The sequence below is a fragment of the Natrialba aegyptia DSM 13077 genome (genome assembly GCF_000337535.1).
GTDB classification, from domain to species: Archaea; Halobacteriota; Halobacteria; order Halobacteriales; family Natrialbaceae; genus Natrialba; species Natrialba aegyptia.
Genome location: NZ_AOIP01000050.1, coordinates 1 through 18,512, shown reverse-complemented (window position 1 = coordinate 18,512; position 18,512 = coordinate 1). Strand labels below are relative to the sequence as shown.

The following is an 18,512-nucleotide window of genomic DNA, read 5'->3' as shown; positions in this document are numbered from 1 at the left end:
TCAGAGATGTGTATAAGAGACAGCCTCAGTCCGCGTCCGCGCTACACGTTCGGGCAGTTCGGACTCTACAACGGGATCGACTTCGTCGCGGCGCTGATCGGGATGTTCGCGTTCGCCGAGATGATGAAGCTCGCAGCACAGAAGCAGATCTCTCAGGACGATCTCGATATCGCGGGCAGCGTTCGTGAAGGGGCGAAGACGGTGTTCAAGTATCCGGTGACGACGATCAAATCCGGACTGATCGGGATGGGAATCGGGATGATCCCCGGCTCAGGCGCGACGACGTCGACGTTCGTCGCGTACGCGGAGGAGGCCCGCTCGTCGGCCACAGACGGATCGTTCGGCGACGGGGACCCCCGCGGCGTCATCGCACCCGAGGGGGCGAACAATCCGACCGTCAGCGGCTCGCTCATTCCAACCCTGTCGTTCGGCATTCCGGGAAGCGGTTCGACGGCCGTCCTACTCGGCGGTATCCTGATGCACGGACTCCAACCGGGGCCCGTCCTCTTCGGCGAACAGCTCCACATCACGTACGCGCTGTTCATCTCGCTGTTCCTCAGCAACATCCTTATCGTCGTCGTCGGCCTGACGGTGATTCCGTACGCGAGCAAGATAACGGAGATCGATACGAACCTCATCATCCCGATGGTCATCGTCCTCTCGTTCGCGGGGGCGTACACGCTCAATCAGAACTGGTGGGACGTCGGTGCCGTCGTCGTGCTCGGCCTTCTCGGGTTCTACATGGTCCGGTACAACTACTCGGTCATCGCGTTCGTCCTCGGTATCGTTCTCGGTCCCATCGCCGAGCAAAACTTCTTCCGGTCGCTACAGATTTCCGGCGGCGAGTACACGATCTTCGTCGATCCGGTGAACCAGCCGCTCTCGTTCCTGCTCACCGTCGCGATTCTCGTCGTACTGTTCGGTCCGTTCGTGAAGGGACGCGTCGAACGAGCCGTCAGCCGGACCTGAACTCTTTCCATCGCCTTCCCGTCGTTCCGCTCACGTCGACCGTCGTCTCGTAAGCGTGTGTGGCGTATGGCCCGGTTCCGGACCGAATCAATCGCAAAGCCTAACTGAACGGCACCTACCGTTGTAATATGGTAGACGATTGGGAACACACGTCACTGAACGACCTCGAGACAAATCCGGAAAAACCGGGACGGCGATGGGAGGTATCGCCGGCTCTGGGTATCGACGAGTTCAATTTCAACGTGGCCGTGCTCGAGCGGGAGGAGCGTCTCTCACAGAATCACTTCCATTATCACGAAAATCAGAAGGAGCTGTTTTACGTCGTCTCCGGTGCGTGTCGCGTCGAAACGCGAGAAGAGGGTTTCACCGCGACCGAAGACGAGTTCATCGTCTTTCGGGATAGGCCGGCGGGCGCACACCTCGTGCACAATCCGTTCGACGAGCCGTGCAAACTCGTCGCGATCGGTTGGCCGCAGGACGGTCGGTATCCGGTCCGCCAGCTCGAAACGGCGGCGGACGTAATCGACGCGACCGAAGCGGAGCGCGACTGAATCGGACGACGAGACGGCGCAAGCGCGACGGTGTCGCCGTCCGATCGGAATTGTCCCGCTTCGCGTCGTCGCGTCCCCACCCGTGCGAACGATCCGGAGGTGACCCGTCCCCCTCGAGATCTGTCACAACAGCCCAGTGCTGCTGTAGCCGTCTCCGTTAGATCGTGCTGTATGCGACGAACTGCCTCTCGTGACCGTCTCTCGCCGACGTGTCGTGGGCCGGCATCGGGAAGTTAGGATGACCGCAGCCGCGCCACCGGGCGACGACTCCCGGCGAAATCCGCGATCACCGCCCCGGTCAACTGTTCGATGACGTAGTAGGTGATGATCGCGAGGACGGCGATCCCCGACGCGTACTCGGCGGCGATGAGCAAGGCGATGCCGAGGTTCTTGAAACTGCCAGCGAAGAATATCGGGAGGATTCGCCGCCGACCGAAGTCGCAATAGCGCCCCGCGGCGTACGCCATCGCCGATCCGAGTCCGAGAATCGCGATCGAGACGGCGACCAGGTTGAGGAGAGTGCGAACGGGAACGGTCGCAGGATCGGCACCGGCGACGCCCGTGTAGATGATGAGCGCGATTGCAGCGCCGGACCCGTACTCCGCCGTTCGGTCCGAGAGCGCAGCGTCCGGAACCAGACTCGTGAGCACCATGGCGACGCCGACGATGAGCAGGACGTCGGTGAGAATCGATCGGACCGGGACGGCACCGTTCTGATCGGCGAGGACCAGAAGTAACAGCGGCGTCGCGATCGGTGCGAGGAGAATCGACGCGATCGAAACGATCGCAGCGAGCTGTGTGTCACCGCTGGAGAACCGCGTCCAGACGATCGCGCTCCCCGCCGTCGTGGGGACCGCGAGCGTGATCGCGATCCCCGTGAGCGCCGCGTTAGAGAGCGTGAGGCTCGCGAACGCAACGCCGACGAACGGAAGCGCGACGTATCCGAGGCCGAGTGAGAGGGCGGCCGGCACCCCAACCGCACACGGGTTCACCTCACCGAGGGAGAACTCGCGAATGGAACTGTACACGAGGAAGATTACCAGCGGCGTCAGGAGCACGCTCGTGTACCGTTCGGGACCGGGAACCAGCAGTCCGACGGTCACCGAGAAGAGGACGACCAGGATGTTCTTTTGATCAGCCAGGCGGCCGAAATCGGGGAGTGCCATCCGTGTAGTCACGTTTCGACCCTCGGAACGCCGTCGGCGTCCGAGCAGTGCGTAGTCCGGGACACGGTGTCGGGTTATTTATTCGTTGGGTTGGTCGCGAGTTCGGTCTGATCCAGTCCAGTCCGATCTTCCGTTGAATCGCGACGCGAAGCGGCACAACAGTTATGTGCATTCCCTGTACTAACGTGTACCACGCACAGAACGTGCAAGCAAGTAGCAAACGACCGGTAGCTGCGGTAGGATCCGCAAACGGTCGCGAGGTCGCGTCCCCCCGTATTCGGTTCGACGTTCGGTGGGAGAGCGACCGACGGCGTGGATCGCGTCTTGTGTCAGCCCCGTGCGGGAGACGAACGCCGGTCTCGCTTGCACTACCGAGATGCGGGCATCCGAGTCGACATCAGCACACACCGAACACACATGGCTACGAACGACCGACCGACCGACGGAGACCCAGCGATCGACAGTCGTGCGGAGTACAACTATCGAACCGAGACGGCGAACCGCCCGGACCTCACGGCGGCCCTCGAAGCGCGCGTCGACGGCGAAGTCCGCTTCGACGAGTACTCGCGGGAGATGTACGCGACCGACGCCAGCGCGTACGAGGTCCTCCCCATCGGCGTCGTCTATCCGACCGGGACCGACGACGTGGCGACGGTGATGAGCTACTGCGCCGAGCGCGGGATTCCGGTCCTTCCGCGGGGCGGCGGGACGAGCCTGGCCGGGCAGACGGTCAACGAGGCGGTCGTCCTCGATTTCACGCGTTACATGAACGACGTGACGCGGGTGGACCCCGATTCGGGGCGGGCACGCGCCCAGCCGGGGGTCACGATCGGGGAGCTCAACCGGACGCTCGAGCCTCACGGGCTGAAGTTCGCGCCCGATCCGTCGACCGCCGACCGCAGCGCGCTCGGCGGGGCGATCGGGAACAACACGACCGGCGCACACTCCCTGAAGTACGGCAAGACGGACGCCTACGTCGAGGAGGTGGAAGTCGTGCTATCCGACGGAACGGTGACGACTTTCGGCGAAAGTGCCGTCGACGAGCTCCGCGCGAGCGCGGACCCGGACGGCGAGTTGCTCGAGCGGATCCACGACGCGGTCGTCCGGCTCACCGACGACGAGAGCGAGGCGATCGAGGCCGCCTACCCGACGCTGAAGCGAAACGTCTCGGGCTACAACCTCGACGGGTTGGTCGACGACGCGGCGACCGGGACCGTCAACCTCGCGAGGCTACTGGTCGGGAGCGAGGGCACGCTCGGTATCGTCACCGAGGCCGAGGTATCGCTCGAACCGATCCCCAACACGAAGTCCGTCGCGGTACTCTGTTACCGCAGTCTGCTCGACGCGATGGACGACGTGGACGCGATCTTGGACCACGATCCGGCGGCAGTCGAGGTGATGGACGACGTGTTGCTCGACCTGGCCCGCGACACCGAAGAGTTCGCCGACGTCGTCGACATCCTCCCGGAGGGGACGAACTCGTTCCTGCTCGTCGAGTTCTACGCCGCGGACGACGCCGAACGCAGGAAGACGGTCGAGCGGCTGCTCGACGACCGAGCGGGTGAACTCGCGTTCGACGCGCTGACGGCCTACGACGAGCAGCGACAGCAGCGCCTCTGGAAGATGCGGAAGGCGTCGACGCCGATTTTGCTCTCCCGGACCGGCGACGAGAAACACATCGCGTTCATCGAGGACATCGCGATTCCGCCCGAGCACCTCTCCGAGTACATCGCCGACTTCCAGGCGGTTATGGAGGATCACGACACGTTCGGTAGCTTCTACGCCCACGCCGGGCCGGGCTGTATTCACATCCGTCCCCTGGTCAACACGAAGACCGCGGCGGGCGTCGAGACGATGGAGTCGATCTCGGACGATGCAACCGATCTCGCGGTGAAATACGGCGGGAGCGTCTCCGGGGAGCACGGCGACGGCCGCGCGCGCACCCAGTGGAACCGGAAACTCTACGGCGAGCACGTCTGGCAGCTCTTTCGCGGCTTAAAGACCGCGTTCGACCCGGACTGGCTGCTCAATCCGGGCTCGGTCTGCGGCGATCACGACATGACCGAGCACCTCCGGTTCGGCCCGGACAGTCGGTTCGAGACCGGCTTCGATCCGGTGCTTAACTGGGACACCGAGAACGGGTTCCAGGGCATGGTCGAACTCTGTCACGGCTGCGGCGGCTGTCGGGGTAGCCAGGCGGGAACCGGCGGCGTCATGTGTCCGACCTACCGGGCGACCCGGGAAGAGATTACGAGCACGCGGGGTCGAGCGAACATGCTCCGGCAGGCGATGACCGGGGACCTCCCGCCGGAAGAGGCGTTCAGCGACGAGTTCGTCACCGAGGTGATGGACCTGTGTGTCGGCTGTAAGGGCTGTTCGAAGGACTGTCCGAGCGAGGTCGATATGGCGAAGCTGAAAGCTGAGGTCGAACACGAGTACCACGAGCGCCACGGCGCGTCGGTGCGGGACAGGCTGTTCGCGAACATCGCCACCCTCTCGACGCTTGGCAGCGCCGCCGCGCCGCTGTCGAACTATGCGAGCAAGGTGCCCGGCGCGCGGACGGTGCTAGAGAAAACGCTCGGGATCGCTCGCGAGCGGTCGCTGCCGACGTTCCACCGCGAGACGTTCGTCGACTGGTTCGAATCCCGCGAGTCGCGGGTCGATCCCGACGCCGCCGAGCGCAGCGTCCTGCTGTTCCCGGACGTGTACACGACCTACAACGACCCCGAAATCGGGAAGGCAGCCGTTCGCGTGCTCGAGGCCGCCGGCGTCCGCGTCGAGCTTCCGGACGGCGTGACTTCGAGCGGCCGGCCGGCCTTCTCGAAGGGCTTTCTGGACGGCGCGCGCGAGCGGGCCGATCGGAACGTGAACGCGCTCGTTCCCAGGGTTCGGGACGGCTGGGACGTCGTCGTGTGCGAGCCGAGCGACGCCGTCATGTTCCAGTCGGAGTATCGGGACCTCTTGACCGGGAACGACGTCGACGCGGTCGCCGAGAGCACCTACGGCGTCTGCGAGTACGTCGACGTCCATCGACTCGACGAGTCCCTCGAGTTCCGGGCTGTCGGCGAGCAACTCACCTATCACGGCCACTGCCACCAGAAGGCGACCGGCAAGGACCACCACGCCGTCGGCGTGTTACGGCGGGCGGGATACGGCGTCGATCCGCTCGACAGTAGCTGCTGCGGGATGGCCGGCTCGTTCGGCTACGAGGCCGAACACTACTCGATGAGTCGCGCCATCGGTCGACTGCTCTTCGACCAGATCGAGGCAGGTGACGGCGACAGCGTTGTCGCGCCGGGTGCCTCCTGTCGAACGCAAATCGGCGACGAGTACGACGACAATCCTCCGCACCCGGTGACGAAACTCGCCGACGCGATCGCCTGATCCGGTTCTGGTTCTAGTTCCGGTTTCGGTCCCGGTTCACAACCGATCGGGATCCCGAACTGAAACGCTGCCGAACTCGCGACGAACTTGTCCGGAACGGTTGTCGGTGGCGTCACGCGGTCAGGCCGGAGCGGACGATGCGCGAGGCAGCGACGGAACGGGCCAACTCTTCCGCGTTTCGGACGACCACTTCGACTCGAGTTCAGCGGCCTCGGAGATGTCCGTTCCGTTCCGCTCTGGTCCCCGATTTCATCGACCGTCGATTCGAGATCCGGACGACCGACTCGAGACGTGTGGGTACCTCCATCGCGCCCGGTGACTGCGCCCGCGCGTCGCTCGAGGTGTCGAGTTCTGCATACGAGAACGTCCAAATATCCGGGATCGTATCGAGTTGCAACTGCACCGTCGCACAACCGCTCGATCGACCGGTTTCCGGCGGCCCACTGCCTGCTGCGAACCGAGTTCGGACGACGTCCGAACGTCTCGCGAACTCCCCGAGAATCACAGCCAGTCCCTCGCTGCGTGAACGGGATCTCGGTCCCTGAACATTCTGAGGCAGAGAACGTCCGATTCCTGGACAGCTTATATGGTTCGCGGAGCAGAACGATCATTCGTCCGATCAGTCGAACGGTATTTACATCTGTATGCCCGTAAATAGACGATACACGAGCATCCTCGCGATTTAGCGGTCTCGTGCGGTGTGTCCGTAAGGATTCTGATATAGAGAATAGATGTGTGACGGAGTTCTATCACTGCGGGTTACTAGCACTCTCTCACGCCGTTTCAGTCGTCGCTGTCCCATCGTTTCGATGAGTCGAATCCGTTCCGTGAGAACGAACACGGCGAACGCCGCTCGGCGTCGACGACGGTACCGGTGATACGAATACGCTCTTTGCGGCTCCTGCACGACGAATCCGCGACCAAGATCGGCCGGGCACGGCCGTTCGACGAACTCGTGGTCCGTCTGCGAATCGACGCCGCTGTCCGGTGCGATGTTCCATTCCATAGACTTATTATTTGTCGGACGATACCACGGTTCATGGTACACGAAGTGGCGACTATCCCGGGGGACGGTATCGGACCGGAAGTCATCGATGCGGTACAACCGGTCTTCGACGACGTCTCGGAACGGTTCGAGTTCGACCTCGAACTGGTGCGGTACGATTGGGGTTCCGAACGATACCTCGAGAGCGGTTCGATGATGCCCGACGGCGGACTCGACGAACTCGCGGGGTACGACGCAATTGTGCTCGGCGCGATCGGCCACCCCGACGTGCCCGACCACGTGACGCTGAACAATCTGCTCCTCCCGATCCGGAAGGGGTTCGACCAGGCCATCTGTAAGCGGCCGGCGATCCTCTTCGACGGCGTTGAGAGCCCGCTCGAGGGGTACGACGGCGGCGACATCGATTTCGTCGTGTATCGCGAGAACACCGAAGGGGAGTACGCCGACATGGGCGGGCAGGAGCACCCCGGCCACGGCCACGAGGTCGCGGTCCAGAGCGCGGTGTTCACGCGAACCGGGACCGAGCGGATCGTGCGAGCCGCGTTCGAGGCCGCGACCGAGCGCGAGGGACGGGTGACCAGCATCACGAAATCGAACGCGCAGGCCCACAGCATGGTATTCTGGGATCAGATCGTCGAGGACGTCTCGGCCGAGTACCCGGACGTGACGGTCGAGCGGCTGCTCGTCGACGCCGCGAGCATGGACTTCATCCGCCGACCGGAAGCGTTCGACGTCGTCGTCGCGTCGAATCTCTTCGGCGACATTCTGACCGATATCGGGGCGATTATCACCGGGAGCATGGGGCTCGCCCCGTCGGCCAACATCAACGTCTCGGGAGAATACCCGTCGATGTTCGAGCCGGTCCACGGAAGCGCGCCCGATATCGTCGGCGACGGCGTCGCGAATCCGCTCGCAACGATTCTCTCCGCCGCGATGTTATTTGACCACCTCGGCGAAACCGAGGCCGGAGATGCGGTCTGGAGCGCCGTCACCGACCAGCTAGCGGATTCTGACGCGCCCCGGACGCCGGATCTGGGCGGGTCCGCAACGACGGCGCAGGTCGTCGCGGATCTTCGCACCCGACTCTAACGCTGGTTCCGAGACGACGGCCGACTCACCTCTCATACGTCCGTAACATTCAATTCGATCCCCGGAGAGCAATAGGTATGACCGAGCGCACGGAGCTCGACCAACTATACATCCACGAATCGGTCGAAAACGTCATTCCCCAGGACGCGTTCGTCGACGCGTTCGACGAAGTCTCGATCCCCGCTGAACTCGTCGGCGATGATCGCGAATACGACGCGTCCGACGCGGTAGCGACGTACGCACCGCGACCGGAGTTCCTGAACGCGGGGTGGGTCCACTGCATTCGCGCCGGCTACGACGAGTTCGATACCGACGCGTACGATGCGGCCGGCGTGGCGCTCACGAACAGTTCCGGCATCCACGGCTCGACGGTCGGCGAACTCGCGCTCACCTTCATGCTCTCGCTCGCTCGCTTAGGCCACCGCTACCGCGATCACCAGAACGAGCGAAGCTGGTGGGAGCCGCCGTACGATCGCCCGTTCACGATCGAGAACGAACGCGCTTGCGTCGTCGGCCTCGGGACCATCGGCGAAGCGATCGCGACTCGCTGTGACGCCCTCGGGATGGACGTCGTCGGAGTTCGACGCTCCGACGAACCGGTACCGGGCGTCTCCGAACTCTTCGACCCCGATCGCCTTCACGATGCGATCGAGAACGCTCGCTTCGTCGTTCTCACGGTCCCGCACACGCCGGAGACCGAGGGACTGCTGAGCGACGAGGAGTTCGCGGCGATGCGAGACGACGCCTTCGTTATCAACGTCGCTCGCGGTCCCGTCGTCGACGAGGAGTCGCTCATCGCGGCGGTCAAGAACGACCGGATCGCGGGTGCGGGACTCGACGTGTTCGAGACGGAACCGCTCCCGGACGACTCGCCCCTCTGGGATCTCGATGAAGTCATCATCTCTCCCCACAAGGGGTCCGCGACGAATCGGTACCACCTCGATATCGCCGATCTCGTCGCGGAGAACGTACGGCGGTACCAATCGGGCGATATCCTGAAGAACCGCGTCGCCTGACGGTAACGAGACCGAGTACGACCGACCCGTTCGGAATTGCCGACGCGGTTTCCTCCCCCGTGCAGCGTCGGTGTCTCGCGTTCATCGACGGCTCGGCACGAACGCGGGACGCCGGGAGGAGTTCGCCAGCGGGAGACCCGTTGTGTGCTCGTCGATTTCATCGTCGAGTTGGAGATATTTTCCCCCAATATGGAGGGATGATAATACGGCAATCACCCTTTAGTGACATGCGTTCCTCTTTACCAGCTTCACTACTAAAGATACTACCGAGGGTTCCGGTAGGGGCCGTGTATCGACAAGCACCGGCGGCGGATCGGACGTGTGCTCGCGATCGAACTCGTCCCGGTAACCTATAAGGGAGCCGGTTCATACCAATGTATGGTCACGATTGCGAATCGGACCGCGCTTGAACGGACGCCGGCGCACGCACTTGCCCTCGACTGTCTCGTCGCCGGAATGGAGGCCGCCCATCCGGCGGCGATCGTCGAGGAGACGGTGTCGGTCGACGACGGACTGCTCCGCATCGACGGCGAGTTCGACGACGAGTCGGCCGAGTACGACCTGACGCGATACGAGCGGGTTGTCGTCGTCGGCGGCGGTAACGCGGCCGGTCACTTCGCGCGGACGGTGGAGGAGATTATCGGACCGTGGATAACCGAGGGGGTGGTCGTTACCGACGATCCGGCCGGCACGTCGGTCGTTTCGGAGTTGGACGGCGATCACCCGATTCCGAGCGAGCGCGGCGTCCGCGGTGCCGAGCGCGTCCTCGACGTCGCCGAACGCGCCAGTGACGACGATCTCGTCCTCGCCTGCGTTACCGGCGGCGGGAGCGCGCTGCTTCCGGCCCCGGTCGATCCGCTCTCGCTCGCGGACCTGCAGGCGGTGACGGAGTCGCTGCTCCGCTGTGGCGCCTCGATCGACGAGATCAACGCCGTTCGGAAACACTGCTCGGCGATCAAGGGCGGCAAGCTCGCCCGCGCCGCGTCACCGGCGACAGTTGTAACTCTCGTCATGAGCGACGTCATCGGCGACGAGCTCGGCGTGATCGCGAGCGGGCCGACTGCGCCCGATCCGACGACGTACGCGGACGCACTCGACGTGCTGGCTCGGTACGACCTGTCCGCCCCCGAAGCGGTAACGTCGTACCTGGCGGAGGGCGAGCGCGGAGTGCATCCGGAAACCGTCAAACCGACGGATCCGCTGTTGGAGACGGTCAACTCCCACATCCTCGGGAGCGGTCGGACCGCGATCGACGCGGCTCGGTCGGTCGCCTCGGAGCGTGGGTACACGCCCCTCGTGCTCTCCGCTCGCGTGCGCGGAGAGGCCAGCGACGCGGCGATCACGCACGTCGCGATCGCCGAGGAGTGTCACGTCACTGGCGAACCGGTTTCCCCGCCCGCAGTACTCATCTCCGGCGGCGAAACGACGGTTACACTCGCGGACAATCACGGAAGCGGTGGCCCGAACCAAGAGTTCGTTCTGAGCGGGGCGGTGGAACTCGACGTGGACGATATTGTGATCGCGAGCGTGGACACCGACGGGATCGACGGTGCGACCGAGGTCGCCGGCGCGATTGCGGCCCCGCCTGAGATCCCGCGCGACGAGGGCTGTGCCGCGCTGGCGCGCAACGACGCGCAGCCACTCCTGACGGACGCCGATTCGATCGTCCGCACCGGGCCGACCGGCACGAACGTCAACGATCTCCGCGTTCTCGTCGTCGGTGACGACTCCAGCGCGTGATCGCAGCCGCCGCTGTCCCGCTCACCCCTCTCGTGAGTGTGTTTGACAGACACAGCGTTTATCATTATTGATGTCGCAGGTACTCCTAATGGCTGTTGAAAAGCCCAACGTCGGCCTCCGAAACTACGAGGAGCTCCGCGATGAACTCGATAACGATTACGACGACGTCCGCGAGTACGCGGCTCTCGCGGCCGACCTCCGCTCTGCTGTCGAGGGTGAAGTCCGCTTCGACGAATACGCACAGGTATTGTATGCGACCGACGGCAGCATCTACCAGGCCCGACCCGCGGGTGCCGTTCTCCCCCGTGATGTCGAAGACGTGCGCAACGCCGTGCGCGTTGCGGCCGACCACGACGTTCCGGTTATCGCGCGCGGGGCGGGATCGTCGCTGGGCGGGCAGACGGTGGGGCCGGGGTGCGTCGTGCTCGACATGACGACTTACATGGACGACATCCTCGAGGTCGACGTCGACCGGCAGCGGGCGCGCGTCCAACCGGGAGTCGTTCAGGATCACCTCGACGAGCACCTCGAGCAGTACGGACTCAAGTTCGCACCCGACCCCGCTTCGTCGAACCGGGCGACAATCGGCGGCGGCATCGGGAACAACTCGACCGGTGCGCACTCGGTCCGGTACGGCATCACCGACGCCTACACCGAGGCGCTGACGGTCGTCCTCGCCGACGGCTCGCTCATTCGAACCCGCGAGGTCGTCCTCGATTCCGAGGAGTGGGACGAGATCACGTCGAAAGACGACCGCGAGGCGGCGATCTACCGAACCGTCCGCGCCCTCGTCGAGGAGAACGCCGACGAGATCGAACGGCGGTATCCGGAGCTCAAGCGCAACGTCTCCGGCTACAACCTCAACAAAGTGATCTACGAAAACGAGGCCGGAGAGGACGTCATCAACCTCACGAAGCTACTCGTCGGCGCCGAATCGACTCTCGGCGTGGTCGTCGAAGCCGAACTCAGCCTCGTGACCCTGCCCGAGGAGACGGCGCTCGTCCTCTACTGCTTCGAGGACCTGGTCGACGCGCTCGAAGCGGTCCCCGAAGCCCTCGAGTTCGCTCCCAGCGCGGTGGAGCTAATGGACGACGAACTGTTCCGGCTCGCCCGCGAATCCGAACAGTTCTCCCGCTACGAGGAACCGATCCCCGACGAGACGGTGGCGGCGCTGATGCTGGAGTACGACTCCGAACTCCACGACGACTTCGAGGCGGCGATCGGGCGGACGAACGCCCACTTCGTCGACGAGGGCGACGCCTTCGAGGCGATGGAAGCCTACACCGAAGACGACCAGGCGGACCTCTGGAAGCTCCGCAAGGCGGCCATTCCGCTGTTGATGAGCCTCGAGGGCGACCCGAAGCCGTACCCGTTCATCGAGGACGCGACGGTGCCGCCCGCTGAACTCGCCGAGTACGTCGAGACGTTCATGGACGTCCTCGAAGACCACGACACCTCCGCGGCCTATTTCGCGCACGCAGGCAGCGGAACGTTGCACATCCGGCCCATTCTCAACCTGAAAGAGGGCGAAGGGATTCAGACGATGCACTCGATCACCGAGGACGTGACCGATCTGGTCCTCGACCACGACGGGGCGTTCTCCGGGGAGCACGGCGACGGGCTCGCGCGGACGGCGTTCAATCCGAAAATGTACGGCGACGACCTCTGGGCGGCCTTCCAGGAGGTCAAATCGGTCTTCGATCCCGACTGGCGGATGAATCCGGGGAAGGTTGTCTACACCGACGAGGCACCGACGGACATGCGCGAGACCCTGCGGTACGGGGATACCTACACCTCGATCGAGCCCCGGACGAAGCTGGACTTCTCCGATGAAGGCGGGTTTGCTCACCTGGTGGAGCTGTGTAACGGCTGCGGGACTTGCCGGCAGACCGACGACGTGATGTGTCCCACCTACCGCGGGATGAAAGATGAACTCGCGACGACCCGCGGCCGGGCGAACATGCTCCGGGCAGCCATCTCCGGCGAGCTCCCCGAGGAAGAAATGTACACCGAGCGCTTCCAGACGGAAGTGCTCGACCTCTGTGTCGGCTGTAAGGGCTGCAAGAGCGACTGCCCGACCGGTGTCGACATGGCGAAGCTCAAGGCCGAGACCAAGTACCATTACTACGAGCGCGAGGGCGTTGGACTGCGAGAGCGGCTGTTCGGGAACATCGACACGCTCTCGCGACTCGGAAGCGCGCTTGCGCCGCTCTCGAACGCCGGGCAGAAGCTCCCCGGGAGCGGCTTCGTCATGGAGCACGTTGCCGGAATCGCGCCCGAGCGGGAGCTTCCGACGTTCCGGCGGGAGTCCCTGCAGGACTGGTTCGCGAAACGCGGACCGCGAGTGAGTCCGGAGGAAGCCGATCGAAAGGTCGTACTGTTTCCCGATACGTACACGAACTACAGCTACCCCCGTCCCGGGAAAGCCGCCGTGCGCGTGCTCGAGTCGGCCGGCGTCCACGTCGAAATTCCCGACGACGTCGCCCCCAGCGGCCGGGCGGCGTACTCGGTCGGCATGCTCGACACCGCCGAGGAGCGCGTCCGGCGGAACGTCGACCTGTTCACCGAGTTCATCGAGGACGGCTACGAGATTATCGCCGTCGAACCGTCCGATGCCGTGGCGTTTCAAGACGAGTACCTCGATCTGGTGTCGACGGCGGACGCGGAGCGGGTCGGCGCACATGCGTACGGGATCAGCGAGTTCATGGATACGCACCGCCTCGTCGAGCGACTCCCGCTCGACGAGACGGACGAAACTCTCGCGTACCACGGCCACTGCCACCAGAAGGCGACTGGGAAGGATCACCACGCCGTCGGCGTGCTCCGGCGGGCGGGATACGCGGTCGATCCGATCGAGTCCAGTTGCTGTGGCATGGCCGGCTCGTTCGGCTACGAGGCCGAACACTACGACCTCTCGAAGGCGATCGGCGAGCGTCTCTACGAGAAGTTAGACGAGAGCGACGGCACGCCGGTCGCGCCGGGGGCGTCCTGTCGGAGCCAGATCGGCGACCGGGAGACCCGCGACGAGCGGCCGCCTCACCCGGTCGAGAAGGTGAACGACCTGCTCACGTCGCGAGGCTTGTAGCTCGCTCGCACCGATGCCGTGTGAACGTTTCTGGAAGACGGGCACAATAGTGTCGGCGGCGGTTGCTTTCGAATCCGGCGCATCGGTTCCAGTTGATGCGGTACTCGGATCGCGATAGTAACAACTGAACGGTTTACACGCTGATCGCACAGCCATCGGGCGATCGGGTGTGTACTGACTTGCAGTGGCTACTCTCGTCTCCGGCGACACAGACGAGGGGAGACGGGCCGGCGAAAACGGAGAAAAACGGAACGGCAGCCACCAGATGGCTAGAAGACCTCGAAGATCGACGGCAGCACGTCGGGCATGACGTACACGAAGATCATCATCCAGAAGCCGACGAAGGCCGCGTAGTAGACGAGCGGAATCAGGTTCAGCCGCATGACCCGTCCCTCCTGGCCGACCAGGCCGACGGTCGCGAGCGCGGCGACGATGTTGTGTATCGCGATGAGGTTTCCGATCGCGCCGCCGACGGCTTGCCCGCCGACGATCAACTGCGTCGGGAGGCCGAGTTCCGACGCCGCTTCGAACTGGAACGCGCCGAAGGTGATGTTGGAAGTGGTGTTCGACCCCGTCATCGCCGCAGCGAGGGCGCCGATCAACGCCGCAATGGCGGGATAGACCGGTCCGAACGCGTTCGCCGTCGCGACCGCGAGCACCTCGATCATGCTCCCGACCGCGGGCGCTCCCGGCGCTTCACCGGACAGGAGCATCACTTGCACCATCGCGATGACGAATACGAGCGCGATAAACGGCGCCACGATCTTCTCGCCGGCCTCGCGCCAGGCGTTGCTTATCTGTCCGCCGCTCATGCCGAACAGCGGGATGGCGACGAGCGCGCTGACGACCAGCCACATCCCGGGTGCGTGTCCCCACGCGATCGCCGCACTGTGGGGAGTCCCCAAGATGCTCGACCACTCGATGACGAACAGCGAACTGTTGAAGAACTCCGTGATGGGATCGAACACACGCGTGACGACCAGCAACACGACGAGAAAGAGGTACGGCGACCAGGCCTTCAACAGCGTCATCGATTGCCCGCCGTCAGCCGCGGCCGCGGCTCCGGAGGCGGTCCCGGTGCCGGCGCCGTTCTCGCCCGGTTCGATCGTGCCGACCCAGGAACTGGGCCACTCCTCGCGGGGCGGGAAGTCCCACTCCTCCTCTGGAAGGAAGTAACCGGCCCTGAGCGTCGGGACGACGATCGCAGCGCCGACCATGGATCCGATCAGCGACGGGAACTCGGCGGTGAGAAACCAGGCCGACAGCCAATAGGGGATCGCGAACGAGATCCCTGCGAACAGACACAGCGGCCAGACGTCTACGGCCGGCTGGATCGAGCGTTCCTCACCGAAGAAGTACACGACCATTCCGACCGCGAACAGCGGCATGACGAAACCGACCAGCGCGTGGTAGGTCGCCGCCCACGCGGCCACCTGGACCGAGTACTCCGCGACCGTCATCCCCTGGGACGAGATGGCTTCCTGCGTGAACGAGACGCTCGACAGCGGTTCCTGAATGCCGACGATGATCGGCGTGCCGACCGCGCCGTAGGTCACAGCGATGATGTGTCCGATGATGGCCGCGATCACGGCCGCGAGTGCCGGGAAGCCGAGCGCGAGCAACAGCGGGGCGACGACCGCCGCGGGCGTCCCGAACCCGGCGGCCCCTTCGATGAACGTCGCGAGCAGGAAGCCGAGGAGAACGACCTGCACGCGGCGGTCGTCCGAGATGGTTGCGAAACCCCGATTGATCCGCTCGAACGCGCCGGCCTGCATCAGCGTATAGAGCAGGACGAGCGCGCCGAAGACGATCCAAAGGATCTCGAGGGCCGTCATCACTCCGACGATCGACGCGGCCGCGAGATAGTCTGGCGGGTTGTTCCACACGACGTAGCCGACGCCGAGCGCGACCAGCCAGGCGATCGGCATCGCACGCGTCGCCGGCCATAACAGCCCGACGATCAGCACGGCGACGATGAGCAGCGGCAACGCCGCGGCGACGATTTCGACTACCATCGCTCACCTACCTCCGTAGAACGGATCGAAGCAGCGGTTATCCGACCGATACTCGGATTTACGTCTGGTGAGATCACAGGTGGATTGGACATTGGAAACATCCCACACTCTCGTATCATAATGATATTAATAAAAATGATGGTTATTCGTCTGATCGAATGTATGATCACCAATCTTGATCAACTGTAGTCCTGAGCCGACACCGTTGGCAAAATAGAGGGGTTCATTCGAGTGCAGTATTCGGAGAGTATGTGCGTCGTCGGAGCATTGTCCTTCGATCACTACCCATCACTAACTAACCGTTCAATAAGTACATAGTAGACCGGTTGAGAACATCCCCATCCCACAGACCAGTGAGTAAATCGATACATACACAGCGTCCCGCCAGACGTGACAGACCTGTAGTGTGAGTCGTCTCGGTTCCGTCTAACCAGGTTTTGCTGTGAAATCAGAAGATGTGACTCAGCGGACAGTTCCGGAGAGACAGTGTCGAGTGCCAAGTGTGCCGACGAGTTCAATACCCGCCCAGCTATCGGCTCGAGTCGTGGACGACGGGGTAAACCGCTCGTGACTGTCACGGTAGTTTGTTTTAGTTATTTCAATTGGTAACGGAACCAAAAGGGCTATGATTAACTGAATAGTCAGTAAACATATGCAGTCCGCCGATCTACCCGTCGGAGTGGAACAGCCTCCCGAAGCCATCCGAAGTCGAGAAGGGCAACTCTCGCCGTTTGACTGGTACGCTGAGATGCGTGCTGAGGACCCGGTTCGGTTCGATGAGCAGCGAGAGATGTGGGATATATTCCGATACGAGGATGTCGACCGCGTGCTGAAGGATCACGACGCGTTTACGGCTCGCCGAACGCGGGAAGACAACGAGTTCTCGAGTGACGCCGAAGACGATACGGGAATGCTCCAGACGATGATCACGGTTGATCCGCCGGAACACAACCGGCTTCGAGGATTTGTCGACGAGCGATTCCAGCCGGGGTCAATCCGGGAGTACCAACCGCGAGTGGAGGCAGTGACCGAGGACGTATTAGACGCGCTTGCGGGCAAGGAACAGTTCGACTTCGTCGACGAGTTTGCGATTCCGTTTCCCGTTACAGTCATCGCCGAATTACTGGGCATTCCTGCTGAACGTCGCGATCAGTTCAAAGCGTGGTCGGATGCGCTCATTGCGCGGCCTAAAAACGGCACTCAAACGGAGATACAGCGGATTCAGCAGGAGCGCCAGCAGGCCCGACAGGAGATGAGTGGCTACTTCACGAAATTAGTGGCAGAGCGACGCGGAGGCGACGGTGACGACTTTATCACGCTCGCAGCGAACACGGAGGAACTATCCAGGGAAGAGAAAGTCGGGTTCTGTATACTCTTGCTCCTCGCGGGTAACATCACCACGACGAATCTCCTCACCAACGCGATCTGGTCCCTCGAAGAACAGGGATTGACGGATGCGGTTCGTACTGGAGCGATCGACCGTAAACAGGTCGTAGAAGAGGTACTTCGATACCGGTCTCCGGTCCAATCACTAAATCGTATTGCCATAGCGGACGTCGAGCTAAACGGAAAACAGATTCAGGCCGGAGACGTCGTCACGCTCTGGCTGGGAGCCGCAAACCGCGATCCGGAGATCTTCGATGCACCTGAAGAATTTCGGCCTGAGCAGCGTCCAAACCGGCACATGGCGTTCGGAATGGGCGTTCACTTCTGCTTAGGCGCACATCTCGCACGGATGGAAGCAGACGTCGCCATGCAGCAACTGCTCGAACGCTTCGATCGGCTGGATGCGAATCTCTCGAATCTCGATCCGCTATACAGTCTATACGGTCTCAAATCGCTCCCCTGTGAGGTGAATAGAACCGCTCCACCTGCAAAATAGCTCTCTCAATGGCTTCGCGTACTCTACGCCCATTACCACGCCGTTTCCGAGCAATCGCCGCACTAACCGGGTAGGACGAAAAGCAGAGAGGCGGCACTCAGTCGGCTGCCTGCCCGCCGTCGACGGGGAGCGTATGACCAGTAATATACGACGCATCAGCGGTTTAGACACGCCCAGATGCTTTTCAGATTGATCTCGAGGAGTGTATTCCACTGTTCTTCTCCGATGTCGGTTACCTCGGCAAATCCCGTGAGGATGCCCGCATTGTTGTGCGCGAAATCGAGGCTTCCGTACGTATCAACTGCGATATCGACCATCCGCTCGACCGACTCGAAATCGGAGACGTCCACTTCGACGAACGTCGCGTCACCGTCGGCGTCCTCGATTACGTCGACTGTTTCACGACCGGTTTCCGTAGCGATATCTGCGACAATCACATTTGCTCCTTCCGCAGCGAAACGTTTTGCCGACGCACGTCCAATTCCGGATCCCGCTCCCGTTACCACGGCCGTCTTCCCATCTAAACGAAAAGCAGCGCGAGTTCCCCGCCCCACCGTGGGCGGGGGTGAAGCGCGTCACTCCGGCGTATGTTCCGTCTCCTCGATATAC

The 18,512-nt window shown here is 63.1% G+C and carries 11 protein-coding genes and 1 pseudogene; 9 read left to right on the top strand and 3 right to left on the bottom strand.

What is annotated here, in order from left to right; all coding sequences use genetic code 11:
- Both C480_RS18140 and C480_RS18135 read left to right on the top strand, forming a co-directional pair.
- Positions 1-969 (top strand): tripartite tricarboxylate transporter permease (locus tag C480_RS18140; RefSeq protein WP_006667086.1); only part of this gene is annotated, 969 nt, incomplete at its 5' end.
- Between the two features lie 128 nt (positions 970-1,097).
- Positions 1,098-1,520, top strand: coding sequence for a cupin domain-containing protein (locus tag C480_RS18135; protein WP_006667085.1), 423 nt, complete (start codon positions 1,098-1,100; stop codon positions 1,518-1,520).
- A gap of 233 nt (positions 1,521-1,753) precedes the next feature.
- On the opposite strand, the gene C480_RS18130 is transcribed toward C480_RS18135, so the two are convergent.
- Complete coding sequence (locus tag C480_RS18130; protein ID WP_006667084.1) at positions 1,754-2,686, bottom strand: bile acid:sodium symporter family protein; 933 nt, start codon at positions 2,684-2,686, stop codon at positions 1,754-1,756.
- Between the two features lie 417 nt (positions 2,687-3,103).
- Here C480_RS18130 and C480_RS18125 point away from each other — a divergent pair, with 417 nt between their 5' ends.
- The 6 genes from C480_RS18125 (at position 3,104) to C480_RS18095 (ending at position 14,006) form a co-directional block, all read left to right on the top strand.
- Positions 3,104-6,070, top strand: a complete 2,967-nt coding sequence (locus tag C480_RS18125; RefSeq protein ID WP_006667083.1) for an FAD-binding and (Fe-S)-binding domain-containing protein — start codon at positions 3,104-3,106, stop codon at positions 6,068-6,070.
- Positions 6,071-6,176: 106 nt separating this feature from the next.
- Positions 6,177-6,389, top strand: coding sequence for a hypothetical protein (locus C480_RS23180; RefSeq protein ID WP_152424093.1), 213 nt, complete (start codon positions 6,177-6,179; stop codon positions 6,387-6,389).
- 720 nt (positions 6,390-7,109) lie between these two features.
- Positions 7,110-8,165, top strand: a complete 1,056-nt coding sequence (locus C480_RS18110; protein ID WP_006667080.1) for an isocitrate/isopropylmalate dehydrogenase family protein — start codon at positions 7,110-7,112, stop codon at positions 8,163-8,165.
- A gap of 77 nt (positions 8,166-8,242) precedes the next feature.
- The gene (gene ddh, locus C480_RS18105; RefSeq protein WP_006667079.1) at positions 8,243-9,181 is read left to right on the top strand and encodes a D-2-hydroxyacid dehydrogenase; all 939 of its coding nucleotides are present in this window, start codon (positions 8,243-8,245) and stop codon (positions 9,179-9,181) included.
- 378 nt (positions 9,182-9,559) lie between these two features.
- Positions 9,560-10,921, top strand: coding sequence for a glycerate kinase type-2 family protein (locus tag C480_RS18100; protein ID WP_006667078.1), 1,362 nt, complete (start codon positions 9,560-9,562; stop codon positions 10,919-10,921).
- An 88-nt stretch (positions 10,922-11,009) separates the two neighbouring features.
- Positions 11,010-14,006: an FAD-binding and (Fe-S)-binding domain-containing protein gene (locus C480_RS18095; protein ID WP_006667077.1), complete on the top strand. Its 2,997-nt coding sequence runs from the start codon at positions 11,010-11,012 to the stop codon at positions 14,004-14,006.
- 269 nt (positions 14,007-14,275) lie between these two features.
- Here the strand turns inward: C480_RS18095 and C480_RS18090 are convergent, their stop codons facing one another.
- Positions 14,276-16,021 (bottom strand): L-lactate permease, encoded by a 1,746-nt coding sequence (locus C480_RS18090; protein WP_006667076.1) that lies wholly within the window; start codon positions 16,019-16,021, stop codon positions 14,276-14,278.
- A gap of 652 nt (positions 16,022-16,673) precedes the next feature.
- On the opposite strand from C480_RS18090, the gene C480_RS18085 reads away from it, so the two are divergent.
- On the top strand, positions 16,674-17,903 hold the full coding sequence (locus C480_RS18085; RefSeq protein WP_006667075.1) for a cytochrome P450: 1,230 nt from the start codon (positions 16,674-16,676) through the stop codon (positions 17,901-17,903).
- A 164-nt stretch (positions 17,904-18,067) separates the two neighbouring features.
- Here the strand turns inward: C480_RS18085 and C480_RS18080 are convergent.
- A pseudogene (locus C480_RS18080) lies at positions 18,068-18,457 on the bottom strand (SDR family NAD(P)-dependent oxidoreductase); the annotation flags it as partial.
- Positions 18,458-18,512 lie beyond the last annotated feature (55 nt).

Coding starts and splice junctions, on each gene's coding strand:
- C480_RS18090 (WP_006667076.1), bottom strand. CDS start 16,021: ATGGTAGTCGAAATCGTCGCCGCGGCGTTGCCGCTGCTCATCGTCGCC.
- ddh (WP_006667079.1), top strand. CDS start 8,243: ATGACCGAGCGCACGGAGCTCGACCAACTATACATCCACGAATCGGTC.
- C480_RS18085 (WP_006667075.1), top strand. CDS start 16,674: ATGCAGTCCGCCGATCTACCCGTCGGAGTGGAACAGCCTCCCGAAGCC.
- C480_RS18110 (WP_006667080.1), top strand. CDS start 7,110: ATGGTACACGAAGTGGCGACTATCCCGGGGGACGGTATCGGACCGGAA.
- C480_RS18095 (WP_006667077.1), top strand. CDS start 11,010: ATGGCTGTTGAAAAGCCCAACGTCGGCCTCCGAAACTACGAGGAGCTC.
- C480_RS18135 (WP_006667085.1), top strand. CDS start 1,098: ATGGTAGACGATTGGGAACACACGTCACTGAACGACCTCGAGACAAAT.
- C480_RS18100 (WP_006667078.1), top strand. CDS start 9,560: ATGGTCACGATTGCGAATCGGACCGCGCTTGAACGGACGCCGGCGCAC.
- C480_RS18130 (WP_006667084.1), bottom strand. CDS start 2,686: ATGGCACTCCCCGATTTCGGCCGCCTGGCTGATCAAAAGAACATCCTG.
- C480_RS18125 (WP_006667083.1), top strand. CDS start 3,104: ATGGCTACGAACGACCGACCGACCGACGGAGACCCAGCGATCGACAGT.